Source organism: Pseudomonas sp. G3-19 (genome assembly GCF_054855875.1).
The window spans coordinates 1,477,237-1,489,898 of the sequence record NZ_JBMPIQ010000003.1; the positions used below are offsets into that span (position 1 = coordinate 1,477,237).

A 12,662-nucleotide genomic window follows, 5' to 3' on the forward strand; every position below is an offset into this window, starting at 1 on the left:
CTCAAGCCCTCGGATCATAAGCATCTCGGCAGGCCTCACCGATGAACACCAACAGAGAAAGAATCAGCGCCAGGGCAAAAAACGCCGTCAGCCCCAACCACGGCGCTTGCAGATTGCTCTTGCCCTGACCGATCAATTCGCCCAATGAAGCACTGCCGGCGGGCATGCCGAAACCGAGAAAATCCAGCGCCGACAAGGTCGCGATCGCTCCGGTAAGAATGAACGGCAAATAGGTCAGGGTCGCACTCATGGCATTGGGCAAGATGTGCCGACTGATCACCTGCACATCGCCAACCCCCAGCGCCCGCGCGGCTTTCACGTATTCCAGACCGCGGCTGCGCAGGAACTCGGCGCGCACTACATCGACCAGACTCAGCCAGGAAAACAGCGCCATGATCCCCAGCAACCACCAGAAATTCGGCTCGACGAACCCGGACAGGATGATCAGCAGATACAACACTGGCAGCCCCGACCACACCTCCAGCAATCGCTGCCCGAGCAGATCGACCCAGCCACCGTAATAACCTTGCAAGGCACCGGCCGCAATGCCGATCAGCGCACTGGCGGCGGTCAGTGCCAAGGCAAACAGTAGCGACACCCGCGTACCGAAGATCACCCGCGCCAGCACATCCCGCGCCTGATCGTCGGTGCCCAGCCAGTTCTCGCCGCTCGGTGGACTCGGTGCCGGTTCAGTCAGGTCGTAATTCACCGTATCGAAACCGAACGGGATCGGCGCAAACCATATCCGCCCGCCCTGCCCCTCGATCAGTTGCCGCACCTGCGCGCTGCGATAGTCCGGCTGGAACGGCAATTCGCCGCCGAAATCCTGCTCGGTGTAGCGCTTGAACGCCGGGAAATACCACTGGCCCTGATACTCGACCAGCAGCGGTTTGTCATTGGCGATCAACTCGCCGCCCAGGCTCAGGCCGAACAACAGCAGAAACAGCCACAGCGACCACCAGCCACGTCGATGTGCCTTGAATCGCGTCCAACGGCGCTGTCCGATGGGAGATAGAGTCAACATCAGGCAGTCCTCGCGGTGAAGTCGATGCGCGGGTCGACCAGCGTGTAGCACAGGTCGCCGAAGAGTTTTATCAGCAGGCCGAACAGGGTGAAGATGAACAGCGAACCGAACACCACCGGGTAATCGCGGGACACCGCCGCTTCGTAACTCAGGCGACCGAGGCCATCCAGCGAGAAGATCACTTCGATCAGCAGCGAGCCGCCGAAAAATACCGTCACCAGTGCCTGAGGCAGGCCGGCCACCACCAGCAGCATCGCGTTACGAAACACGTGACCGTATAAAACCTGACGCTTGCTGAGGCCCTTGGCCCGCGCCGTCACCACGTACAAGCGCGAGATCTCGTTGAGAAAACTGTTCTTGGTGAGGATGGTCAGCGTGGCGAATCCGCCGATGACCAGCGCGGTGACCGGCAACACCAGATGCCAGAAGTAGTCCGCGACCTTGGCCCACGGCGACAGCTCGGCGAAGTTGTCGGAGACCAGTCCGCGCACCGGAAACCAGTCCAACGCGGAGCCGCCGGCAAACACGATGATCAACAACAGCGCAAACAGAAACCCCGGCATCGCATAGCCGATGATGATCGCCACGCTGCTCCAGACATCGAACGCCGAACCGTTGTGCACGGCCTTGCGGATGCCCAGCGGAATCGACACCAGGTAAGTGATCAACGTGGCCCACAAGCCCAGTGACAAGGTCACCGGCAGCTTCTGCCAGATCAGCTCGGTGACGCTGGCACCGCGGAAAAAGCTCTGGCCGAAATCCAGTTGCGCGTAGCTCTTGAGCATCAGCCACAGGCGCTCATCAGCCGGTTTGTCGAAGCCGTACTGGCGCTCGATGTCGGCCACCAGTTTCGGGTCGAGACCCCGGGTGGCGCGGGATTCGCCACCGATGGTTTCAACATGACCACCGCCCACCGCCGCGCCGACACCAATGCCCTGCAACCGGGCAATCGCCTGTTCCACCGGGCCACCCGGCGCGGCCTGCACGATGACGAAGTTGACCAGCAGAATGGCGAGCAACGTCGGCACGATCAGCAGCAGACGCCGCAGGCTATAACCCAACATGGGCGTACTCCTTTTGCTGTTGCTGCATCTGCGTGGCGGTCAGCGCGGTCGGGCTGATTTCCCACCAGGTATCGAGTCCGGCGTCATACAACGGCGCCGTCGCCGGACGACCAAAACGGTTCCACCACACCGTGGAAATCCCCGGCGGGTAGTAATTGGGAATCCAGTAGTAACCCCACTGCAACACGCGATCCAGGGCATGGGCATGGCGCAACAGGCTTTCGCGGTTGTCGGCCTGCACCAGCCCTTCGAGCAAGGCATCGACCGCAGGATCGCGCAGCACCATGTAGTTGTTCGAGCCGGGATCGTCGGCGCCGTCGGAGCCGAAGTAATTGAACATCTCGCGCCCCGGCGCCTGACTCACCGGGTAGCCGACCACGATCATGTCGTAGTCGCGGTTGCGCACGCGGTTGGTGTATTGCGCGGTGTCGACCTGGCGAATATCGAAGCCGATACCGATCTGCGCCAGGTTGCGCTTGAACGGCAGCAGCAGCCGTTCAAAGCCCTTCTGACCGTTGAGAAAAGTGAACTGCAGCGGGTCGCCATTGGCATTCACCAACTGATCACCACGGGGTTTCCAGCCGGCGGCTTCCAGCAGCTTCAAGGCCCGCAACTGCTCGGCGCGGATGTTGCCGCTGCCGTCGGTTTTCGGCGCTTCGAATACCTCGGTGAATACCTCGTCGGGGATCTTGCCGCGCCACGGCTCGAGGATTTTCAGCTCCTCGGCATCCGGTAACTCGGTGGCCGACAACGCACTGTGCGAGAAGTAACTGCGCTGGCGCAGGTACATGCTGCGCATCATTTGCCGATTGCTCCATTCGAAATCCCAGAGCATGGCGATCGCCTGCCGCACCCGGCGATCCTGAAACATGGTTTTTTGCAGGTTGAACACGAAACCCTGCGAACCTTGCGCAGCACCCGGCGCCAGATGTTCGCGAAGCAATTTGCCCTGCTCCAGCGCCGCGCCGGCATAGCCGATGGTGTAACTGGTCGCGGAAAACTCGCGGTTGTAATCGAAGCCACCGGCCTTGAGCACTTGCCGGGAAACATCGGTGTCGGCGAAGAATTCCACGCTCAGGTGATCGAAGTTATACAGGCCGCGGGTGATCGGCAGGTCCTTGGCCCACCAGTCGGCAACGCGCTGAAATTTCACGCTGCGCCCGGCATCCACCGCGCTGATCCGGTACGGGCCGCTGCCCGGCGGGATCTCGAAACCGGCGCCCTCGGCGAAGTTGCGCGTACGCCACCAATGTTCGGGCAGCACCGGCAGCGTCGCCAGATCCAGCGGCAAGGTGCGGCTGTCGTTGTTCTTGAAGTTGAAGCGCACTTGCGTTGGCGACTCCACCACTACGTCGGCGACGTCACGAAACTGCTGGCGATATTTGAGGCTGCCCTGAGTGGTGAACAGTTCGAAGGTGTAACGCACGTCTTCGGCAGTGATTGGCGTGCCGTCGTCGAACCGGGCCTTGGGATTGAGGTAGAAGCGCAGCCAGCGACGATCCGCATCCAGTTCCATCTGCTTCGCCACCAGACCGTAGACGCTATAGGGTTCATCCTTGCTGCGATAGGCCAACGGCGCGTAGAGCCAGCCGTCGATGTCGGCGACGCCGGTGCCTTTGTCGATGTACGGAATCAGGTGATCGAACGGGCCGCTTTCCAGTGAGGAGCGGCGCAGCGTCCCGCCCTTGGGGGCGTTTGGATTGGCGTAGGCCAGGTGTTGAAAGTCCGGGGCGTATTTGGGGGCTTCGCCGTAGACCGTGAGGGCGGGTTGCGGGGCGGCCCAACTGAATGGGCTTAGCAGCGCAAAAGCGCTGAGCAGAATGAGCCTGGATAGCATTGGCAGATCCTTTCACAAGGTGTTGCTACTGGCCTCTTCGCGAGCAAGCCCGCTCCCACAAGGAAGTTGTGCTCACCGCTTTTCCCCTGTGGGAGCGGGCTTGCTCGCGAAGGCGCCAGTACAGTCACCAAACATCCTGCCTACCTGTGATGTGCAACAGGCCGGCGATTTTTATAGGGCAGGCTTAGATCAATAAGTGACTAAAACCCGCCGCCTCTGGGCATTCTCAGAACTTGTAATTGACCCGCGTGTACAACGTCCGCCCGAACGGGTCGCCGTATTTCGGGTCGTAGCCGCTCTGGAAGGTGTAGGTCTGGTTGCTGAACGGTGGCTCGCGGTCGAACAGGTTCTTCGCGCCGAGGGTCACGCTGAGGGTTTTGCGCCAGGTGTAGGTACCGGCCAGATCCCAGACGTTGTACGAGCCAACGTAATCGTGGGTCTCGCGGTCGGAGTCGTGGTAACCGCTGGTGTAGCGGTTGGTCAGGGCGATACCGTAGGGGCCGTAATTCCAGCTGCCGGTCAGGCTGTGGCGCCAGCGGGCCACGGCACCGGCCGAGGAAAAGTCGCCCCCACGGAAATCGCCGAGCTTGTCGATGTAGTCGCCCTTGAGCTGCTGCTGGTACTCGTAACGGCTGACATAAGTGCCCTGCAGGCCGATCCCGAAATTGCCGTACGGAGTGCTCGGCAAACGGTAGTCGAAGCTGACGTCGACGCCATTGGTCTTGATCTTGCCGAGGTTGGCCAGGCCGGTAACGATGTGATCTATGGAGCCGTCCGGCTTGCGCACCAGACGATCCGGATACAGCTCCGGGTTTTCGAACACCGCCGATTCGGGGAATTCGGCGATCTGGTTGGCGATGTTGATCCACCAGAAATCCAGCCCGGTGGTCAGACGTTCGAACGGCTGATAGACGAAACCGAGGGTGACGTTGCGCGCGGTTTCCGGACTGAGGTCGGTGTTGCCACCGGTGCGGCTGTAAAACTGCTGGGCGCAGTCGCGATTGGCGATCCCGCCGTTGCTCGGGTTGCCACCGGCACACAGTCGCGGGTCGTTGTAGTTGGCGACGGTGAACGTCGTGAAGTTGGGGTTGTACAACTCGTACAGTGACGGCGCGCGGAAACCTTCACTGTAGGCACCACGTACCACCAGTTGCTTGAACGGCTGGAAGCGGAACGAGTACTTCGGGTTGGTGGTGCTGCCGAAGTCGCTGTATTTGTCGTGGCGCACGGCGGCGGACACTTCGAGGCTGTCGAGCACTGGCACGTTGACCTCGGCGTACTGCGCCGAGACGCTGCGATCCCCGGCGACGCTGGCATTCGGGTCGACACCCAGGCTCTGCACGTCGGCGGCGAACTGGGCGAAGTCCTGATGGAAATCTTCCTTGCGGTATTCGCCACCCAGCGCCAGTGCCGAAGGGCCGGCGCCGAACCAGTCACCGATCTCGCGACTGACACGTCCATCAATCGCCTTCACCCGCCCCACTGCCGTCGAGTAATCGCCGTCCACCGCATTGGCCGCTAGCAGCGCCTGCCCGGCAGCGGTCTGCGCGCCAAACGGGTTGATGATGCCGTTGGCAATACCGGCGCTGACGGCGCGGTCATTGACGTAGCCGGCCTCGATGGCATTGACCACTTTGTTCTGGTTGTACGATGCACCGACGTTGTAGTCCCACCCCACCACGCTGCCGTCGAAACTCAACAGCAAACGCTGGCCGGTGTTGTCGTCTTCGTGCTGACGGGCGCCGACAGCGCTTTCGCGCCAGTTCACATCGACCGGTTGCGTCGGGTCGAGAGCGAAGCTGTTCGGGCCTGGGGTAATGCCGTTGCCGGGATAAAACGCCGTGCCGGGATTGACCTGGTTACCCATCAACGTGCCGGGACCGATCTGCGTGCGGTTTTCGTTGCGCGCCCAGAAGTATTCGAGGCTGACGTTGTGGTCGTCCGAAAGCTTGCCGGTTGCTTTGGCGAAGGCCGAGGTCTTCTCGGTTTCCGGCACCAGGTCGAGGTAGCTCCACAGACTCTGGCGGCAGATGCCATTGCGCGCCAGCAGGCCCGGGGCGTTGCAGCCGGAACTGGCCAGCGGGTTGGTGGCGTTGCTGCCTTGGCTCCAGTTCGCCGGTGATGCAGTGCCGGAGGTGTAGTCGAGGCCGCGTCCAGGCTGATAGTTGTAGGTGTAGCCACGATCCTCGGCAGCCAAGCGTTGCTGCTTGTCATAACTGACCACGCCGAACACGTTGAAACGGTCATCCTGCAAATCGCCAAAGCCCCAACTGCCGCTGAAATTACGACTTTCCCCACCGCCGGCATGGGTCGGCGTGTCGTAGTTGGTGCTCAGTTGGCCTTCGGTGAGACTGGTCTTGGTGATGAAGTTGATCACCCCGCCGATCGCATCGGTGCCGTATAACGCCGAAGCACCATCACGCAGGACTTCGACGCGATCAATGGCGGCGAACGGAATGGTGTTCAGGTCAACCCCGGAACCGTTGATCGCATTGGTCGCGTTGTTACTCAGCCGCCGGCCATTGAGCAGCACCAGCGTCTTGTTCGGGCCGATGCCGCGCAAATCGGCATACGACGCCCCGCCGCTGCTCGAACCCACCGAACGACCGGAGCCGACCGAGGACTGGTTGGCGGAAATCCGGCTGACCAGTTCTTCCGTGGTGCTCACCCCCTGCTCGCGCAGTTCTTCAACTCGCAGAATGGTGACCGGCACCGCGGTTTCCGCATCGACCCGGCGAATCGCCGTGCCGGTGACTTCCACCCGTTGCAACTGGGTCGTGGGTTCGTCGCTAGCGACTGCCGGCAAGGTATTGATCGCCAGCAGCAAGGCCAGGCTCAAACGGGATCTAACGGGTGAAAAATGGATCATGAACGGCCATCCCTGCGTTTTGGTTTATGCAGGGATGTGCAATGGACAGCAGGGTTTTATAGAGCCCGATTTAGACCGTTGGGTGATGAGGTTATGCAAAAAGATGGCTGGTGTGGATCAAGCCAGCTCCATCTCCCTCAGCAACCGTGTATCCAGCCCGAATCGCTCCTGGGAAACCATCCTGAACTGCCCCTCCGCCAACTCGCAGCTCACCAGCAGATTCCACGAGTGCCGAGTTGCCGCCGAGGGAATCAGTACAAACGGATGCTCTGCCAATAACGCATCGGCGAACAGTTGTTGATTGGGGGAAGGCTTGGCGGGGCTCAGCCAATAAGGATTCGGCACATCCTCCGGCTGGACGATTTTCACTTTTGCTTCGCTGACGACCTCAAAACACGTGAGCACATAAGGTTCACTGTCCAGCGCATCAAAGCTGTGATTGGCTGCCACCTCCAGAATGGCCGACGACGGATCGACTGATGCATAAACGACTCGCCGCCCGGGTATGTTCCATCGGCCACCATTGAGATTCGAACCCATCCCGCTGTCCCACGTCCCGCCATAAACCTCGGGGTCCAGCCGCCAGGCATACCAGTGCTCGTCCCAGGGCAAGGGATTCATGTGTAAACCCCGTATATCAGTTGCCCCAGATACTGCTCCACCATCTGAAACCCCAGTGAATGCCGAATAAACTCCACCGGTACGCGACCGTTCAGGTAGGTGCTGGGCTTGCGCAGCCACTCCTCGGCCCGTGACTGCCTCCCGAAGGCGCGAGTGGCCTTTTCCAGCACCAAGGCATATTGGTAGGCGACGACGCTCTGCTGCGGGTCAAGCCGTACCGTTTTACCTTCCTTCAGTAATCGGCGTACGGTGCTGACCGACTTGCCGGTGATGCGTTTGACCATGTCGCCTTGCAGATAAAGCTCAGAGGTTGAAAGCATGTTGACGACATCTTTCAGCTCAAAACCTTCGTCGGTCAGGTCAACGATCAGAAAGGCATCGTCACCTATGTTCCGGCCATTCACGAGCAAGTCGACAGGTCTGCCCTCGGCCCTCTTCACCCCCGTCAGCCGGGGTACCTTGACGCTGGGCATCGTGACCTCCTCCATGGGGCATCTGGCACGATCGGTGCGCCAGTGAAGGCGATGGGAATAAGCAGGCGTTTCGTATTCGAGGTGGGGAGTTCGCATAATCCATCCGTTATCAGAGGCCTGAGCGTCCAAGCCGTTTACGACTTCAATGTCATGTCCGATGCTATAGATCGCGCTTCCGACGACCAACCTGAGAATGTCGTCGGAAATATCCCCGTTTCTGCGAAATCCAGACCTGTTTCCGTAGGACATTACCCACGAATACCGCGCGCTCAACTGCCGAAGTGATAACTCACATCCAGCCACCACTGCCGCCCGTACGGGTCATAGTTGCCGGTCGGGTAATACGGCCAGCCAGCCGAGTCATCGTGTTTGATCTGGTTGAGCACGTTGTTCACGGTCAGCCCGACGCTGGCGCGGTCATTGAGTTTGTATCGCGCACTGGCGTTGAACACCGTCCACGGCGACAGGCGCCCGTCACCCGCGCCGTTGGTCACGGAGCCGTAACGAATGCCCAGCAGCGTCGCCGTGGCCTTCTGGTAATCCCAGGTCAAACTGGCGTTGACCTTGCTGCGCCAGTCGTAATTGGTCCGCGATGTGCGCCAGTCCTGGGTCGGCGCCTCGTCCGACTCTTTATAGAAATGCGAAAGAACCAGGGTATAGCCCAGCGCCGAACTGAACGCCCCGTACTGACCGGCGCCCCAGCGGATGTTGCTCTTGAAGTCCAGACCGCTGACCCGCTCGCTGGCGGCGTTGATCGCGTTGACCCGCACCCGTTGCAGTTGATTCGGATCGATGGCGGCACTGCCCGGATTGCGGTCGATGCGTGCCAGGGTCGATTGGCAGTTGGCCGAGTTGATGTCCTGGGTGCCGTTGCGGCATTCGTTCTCTTGCTGCAACAGGCGATTTTCGTCGACGGTGGTCAGCAGGTCGTCGATCTCGACCCGCCAGAAATCGGTGGAGAAATCGAAATTGCGCGACGGCGACCAGACAAACCCATAGGTCCAGGATTTGCCGCGCTCGGACTCAAGATCCGGGGTGCCGCTCTGGGTGTAGTCGACCCGCCCACGATCACACGCGCCCTGCACGCCCTGGCTGCAACCGTAGTAGTCGATCTGCGCCGGGTAGTAACCGTTGCTGTCGGACTGGTAGATGTAGTTCAGGTCCGGCGCGCGGAAACTGGTGCCGTAACTGCCGCGCAGCAAAAGACTGGTGATCGGGCGCCATTCGAGGCCGAGGTTATAGGTTTTCTGCTGCTCGCTGCGGCCGCTGAATTTGTATTGGTCCCAACGCCCGGCGGCGGTGGCCAGCACGGTGTCGGTGACCGGAATACTGAACTCGCCGCCCGCCGCGTAGCGCTTGCGCGAACCGCCGGAGCTTTGCGCCGGGCTCACGCCATAAAAGGTGCCGTTATTCAGAGCGTCATCCGGGTCGACGCGATATTCCTGCTTGCCCGCTTCCAGCACGCCGGCGAATCCGACCGGGCCGGCCGGCAGGTCAAACAAGTCGCCATTGATCGAGGCGTTGTAGCTGGTGGAAACCGACTTGCTGCGCTGGGTCAGGTTGCTGCGAAACTGCTCCCACTCTTGTGGCGTCAGCGGGCGATCGAGGCGCGAGGCGTCCGGGGCGAACACCGGATAACCGCCACTCACGCCCAATTGCGGGCCGAGGTAGAAATCCTGAATCGATGACAGCGGCGTGTAGCGCGTGGTTCGGACGCTGCGGTACTCCGAGCGGTTGGCCGCCAGATCATAGCTCCAGCCGGTGTCGGCGATCTTGTCCGAGAGGCCGAGGGTGCCGGTCCATGAAGTGTCGGTCCACTTGCTGTTGTTGCTGGTGCGACCACCGATTTCCTCTTCACCGTAACGGCGATACCAGCGCTCGAGATTGCCGCTGTTCTGGTTGATGAAGTCCGGCGAAGTAAAAGTCGGGCCACGGGTGTTGTTCTGGATGTGATCGAGGCCATACATCAAGTCGGCAAACACCTGACCGCTGTCGCTGAAGTGCCAGGTGCCGCGGGTGTAGCCGTCGTAGTTTTCCTTTTGCGTCTGGATCGTCCAGTAATCGTTGTACATCTGATCGGTGCGGCAACGACCCGCGTTGTTCAGCAGCTTGTTATCGAAAGTGCCTTGATAGGCGCCGCAACCGGGGCCGAGGTAGCGGTTGTTGCTCAGGTCGCGACGGTAACCGACATCCGCCAGCGGGCCGCTCTGCATGAAGCCGCGATCGTCGGCCCAGATCGGATCGCGGTTGGTCAGCTCCAGGCCGAACAAGCCGTCGAAGTCGCCCCAGCTGCCGCCGCCGCTGATTTGCAGGCGCTGATTGTCGCCACCGCCGCGCTCGCTGGTGCCGCCCTTGAGATTGACGTCGATGCCATTGATCTGCTTCTTGAGGATGATGTTGACCACCCCGGCAATCGCGTCCGAACCGTAGATCGCCGAGGCGCCGCTGCTGAGAATTTCGATACGGTCGATGACTGCCGAGGGAATGTTCGCCAGGTTGGTGAAGTTGACCTTGCCATCGTATGGCGTCGGGTAATCGGCGACGCGCCGGCCGTTGATCAGCACCAGCGTGTGATTGGGGCCGAGGCCACGCAGGTTGATTGCGCTGGCTGCTGGCTGCCAGGTGTTGCCGTAGTCCTCGCCCTGGGTCATGCCGGTGTTTTGCGTCTGCGTTGCCAAGGCGTCGTAGACGTTCTTGTAGCCGCGCGCTTCCATTTCTTCATGGGTGATGACGTTGACCGGGGTCGCGCCATCACTCTGCGCACGGGCGATTCGCGAGCCGGTGACGGTGACTTTTTCCATGCGGTAATCGGCGCTGGTCGCCGGGGCCACGGCACTGACTTTGGCCGCCACCGGTGTGCTCGCCGCGCCTTCACGCACGCTCAGGCCCTGGGCACTTTGCTCGACTTGCAGGCCGCTGCCGAGCAAGGCCTTCTCGACGGCCTGACGCCCGCCCAACGCACCGCGCACCGCACTGCTGCGCTTGCCTTGCACCAGATTCTGGCTGAAGGAAATCGGTACGCCGGTCTGGCGTGAGATATCCAGCAAGACCTCATCCAGCGGGCCGCTGGCGATGTCGAAGGTGTAGACCTGGGCCGCAGAATCCTGCGCATACACCGCGATCGGCCCTAGCCCCATCGCCAATGCGGCGGCGAGGGTCAGGCGCGGTAATTGTTGTTTGAATGAAATCATCAAGGGCTTCCCTGTTGAAGGCGTCTGCAGGGAATGAGCAGCGGGCCGGCGCTTTTTATAGGGCGGCGATTAGGCCAAGAAGTTATGACGCTATAACCGCGCGCCGATGCTGACCCAATAGGGGTTGTGCCAGGTGACGCGGATCGGCAGCGAGCGCTCCAGCAGTTGCAGGGTGCGGTCGCTGTCATCGAGCGGATAGAGGCCGCTCAGGCGCAGATCGGCCACCTCGGGACTCAGGTGCAGAATGCCCCGGCGATAGCGGCGCAGGCTTTCGATCACTTCGCTCAGCGGCCGGTCGCGCACTTCCAGGCGACCTTGCACCCATGCGCTTTCCTGGCCGGTGCTGCGCTCCAAAGCGAGAATGTCCTGAGCGTTGAACAGCAGGCTCTCCCCCGCCTCCACCACCTGCCGCGCACCGCCGGCGGTGACCACTTCGACCTGCGAATGCAGCATCACCAGCCGCGTAGAATCGTCGCCCTGTTGCACCAGAAATTTCGTCCCTAGCGCCCGCATCCGCCCATGTTCGGTCTCGACCACGAACGGCCGCGCGGGATCCTTGGCGACGTCCACCAGCAACTCACCCGAGCGCAACGCCAGCAAGCGTTGAGTCGCATCGAATCGCGCCACCACCCGCGTCCGCGCATTCAGGCTCAGCGCACTGCCATCCTCCAGGGTGAAATTGCGCCGCTCGCCGGTGCCGGTCGCCAACTCCCCCGCTTCCGGCAGCCAGCCATAGCGGCGCCCGAGCAACCCGGCCAGCACCGCGATGCCGAGCACGCTCAAGCTGCCACTGACAAAGCGCCGCCGGCTCGACGGCGCATTCAGGCTGTGCAGCAGACTGTTGCGCGGCAGCCCGCGCAAGGTCGGATTACGCAGCAGGTTAAGGCCGCCGCCCATTTGCTCGATGATCCGCTGGTGCCTCGGGTCGGCCGCGCGCCACGCTTCGAACGCCGCACGCTCGCCAGCACTGGCCTCGCCGGACTGCAACAGCGCCATCCACTGCGCCGCCTCATCGATCACCGCCTCGTCCGGCCTCATGCCTGCATCGCCTGATAGCAGCGTTTGAAGGCTTCGACCATGTACTGCTGCACACGGCTAGTGGAAACCCCGAGCCGTTCGCCGATTTCGCTGTAGGTCAAACCGTCGAGCTGATGGTAGAGAAACGCGGCTTTGGCCTTGGCCGACAAACCATTGAGCAAGCGATCGACCGCCAGTAACGCCTCGATCACCAACGCGCGTTCTTCCGGTGATGGATGCACCGGTTCCGGCGCCAGCGCCAGGCTTTCCAGATAAGCGCGTTCCAGGTCCTGGCGGCGCCAGCCTTCATAGACCAACCGTCGGGCGATGGTGGTCAGCAGCGCCCTGGGTTCGCGAATCGCGCTCGGGTCCGGCAAGGCCAGCACCCGTAAAAAGGTTTCCGAGGCGATGTCCTGTGCGCTGTGCGGGCAACCCAGCGTGCGGCCAACGGCAGCGCACAGCCAGCGATAGTCCTTTTGGAACATGTGCCCAATCATCCGGTAATGCGGGTTTTGAACATCCCCCATGCCTTGCTCCCTGAAACGGGTCCCACCCGCTGCGAAAAA

The 12,662-nt window shown here is 61.5% G+C and carries 9 protein-coding genes; all 9 read right to left on the reverse strand.

Translation table 11 applies throughout. From position 1 onward, the window contains the following. Nucleotide 1: 1 nt before the first annotated feature. Nucleotides 2–1,024: an ABC transporter permease gene (locus tag ACOYXI_RS06730; protein WP_461674584.1), complete on the reverse strand. Its 1,023-nt coding sequence runs from the start codon at nucleotides 1,022–1,024 to the stop codon at nucleotides 2–4. Next, complete coding sequence (locus ACOYXI_RS06735) at nucleotides 1,024–2,088, reverse strand: microcin C ABC transporter permease YejB (RefSeq protein ID WP_461674585.1); 1,065 nt, start codon at nucleotides 2,086–2,088, stop codon at nucleotides 1,024–1,026. Before ACOYXI_RS06735 ends, ACOYXI_RS06730 begins: the two co-directional genes overlap by 1 nt. After that, nucleotides 2,075–3,925 carry an extracellular solute-binding protein gene (locus tag ACOYXI_RS06740; RefSeq protein WP_461674586.1) on the reverse strand — a complete coding sequence of 617 codons (1,851 nt, stop codon included), beginning with the start codon at nucleotides 3,923–3,925 and terminating at the stop codon, nucleotides 2,075–2,077. The genes ACOYXI_RS06735 and ACOYXI_RS06740 overlap by 14 nt, the downstream gene beginning before the upstream one ends. Before the next feature lie 226 nt (nucleotides 3,926–4,151). Further along, nucleotides 4,152–6,794 (reverse strand): TonB-dependent receptor, encoded by a 2,643-nt coding sequence (locus tag ACOYXI_RS06745; protein ID WP_461674587.1) that lies wholly within the window; start codon nucleotides 6,792–6,794, stop codon nucleotides 4,152–4,154. Nucleotides 6,795–6,911: 117 nt separating this feature from the next. After that, complete coding sequence (locus ACOYXI_RS06750; protein ID WP_027613695.1) at nucleotides 6,912–7,415, reverse strand: RES family NAD+ phosphorylase; 504 nt, start codon at nucleotides 7,413–7,415, stop codon at nucleotides 6,912–6,914. Then, the gene (locus tag ACOYXI_RS06755) at nucleotides 7,412–7,888 is read right to left on the reverse strand and encodes an MbcA/ParS/Xre antitoxin family protein (protein WP_193774858.1); all 477 of its coding nucleotides are present in this window, start codon (nucleotides 7,886–7,888) and stop codon (nucleotides 7,412–7,414) included. The genes ACOYXI_RS06750 and ACOYXI_RS06755 overlap by 4 nt, the downstream gene beginning before the upstream one ends. 269 nt (nucleotides 7,889–8,157) lie before the next feature. After that, the gene (locus ACOYXI_RS06760) at nucleotides 8,158–11,079 is read right to left on the reverse strand and encodes a TonB-dependent receptor domain-containing protein (RefSeq protein ID WP_461674588.1); all 2,922 of its coding nucleotides are present in this window, start codon (nucleotides 11,077–11,079) and stop codon (nucleotides 8,158–8,160) included. Nucleotides 11,080–11,169: 90 nt separating this feature from the next. Continuing rightward, the gene (locus ACOYXI_RS06765; RefSeq protein ID WP_461674589.1) at nucleotides 11,170–12,117 is read right to left on the reverse strand and encodes a FecR domain-containing protein; all 948 of its coding nucleotides are present in this window, start codon (nucleotides 12,115–12,117) and stop codon (nucleotides 11,170–11,172) included. Continuing rightward, the gene (locus tag ACOYXI_RS06770) at nucleotides 12,114–12,623 is read right to left on the reverse strand and encodes a sigma-70 family RNA polymerase sigma factor (protein ID WP_027613691.1); all 510 of its coding nucleotides are present in this window, start codon (nucleotides 12,621–12,623) and stop codon (nucleotides 12,114–12,116) included. Before ACOYXI_RS06770 ends, ACOYXI_RS06765 begins: the two co-directional genes overlap by 4 nt. Nucleotides 12,624–12,662 lie beyond the last annotated feature (39 nt).

Coding starts and splice junctions, on each gene's coding strand:
- ACOYXI_RS06760 (WP_461674588.1), bottom strand. CDS start 11,079: ATGATTTCATTCAAACAACAATTACCGCGCCTGACCCTCGCCGCCGCA.
- ACOYXI_RS06755 (WP_193774858.1), bottom strand. CDS start 7,888: ATGCCCAGCGTCAAGGTACCCCGGCTGACGGGGGTGAAGAGGGCCGAG.
- ACOYXI_RS06765 (WP_461674589.1), bottom strand. CDS start 12,117: ATGAGGCCGGACGAGGCGGTGATCGATGAGGCGGCGCAGTGGATGGCG.
- ACOYXI_RS06740 (WP_461674586.1), bottom strand. CDS start 3,925: ATGCTATCCAGGCTCATTCTGCTCAGCGCTTTTGCGCTGCTAAGCCCA.
- ACOYXI_RS06745 (WP_461674587.1), bottom strand. CDS start 6,794: ATGATCCATTTTTCACCCGTTAGATCCCGTTTGAGCCTGGCCTTGCTG.
- ACOYXI_RS06750 (WP_027613695.1), bottom strand. CDS start 7,415: ATGAATCCCTTGCCCTGGGACGAGCACTGGTATGCCTGGCGGCTGGAC.
- ACOYXI_RS06735 (WP_461674585.1), bottom strand. CDS start 2,088: ATGTTGGGTTATAGCCTGCGGCGTCTGCTGCTGATCGTGCCGACGTTG.
- ACOYXI_RS06730 (WP_461674584.1), bottom strand. CDS start 1,024: ATGTTGACTCTATCTCCCATCGGACAGCGCCGTTGGACGCGATTCAAG.
- ACOYXI_RS06770 (WP_027613691.1), bottom strand. CDS start 12,623: ATGGGGGATGTTCAAAACCCGCATTACCGGATGATTGGGCACATGTTC.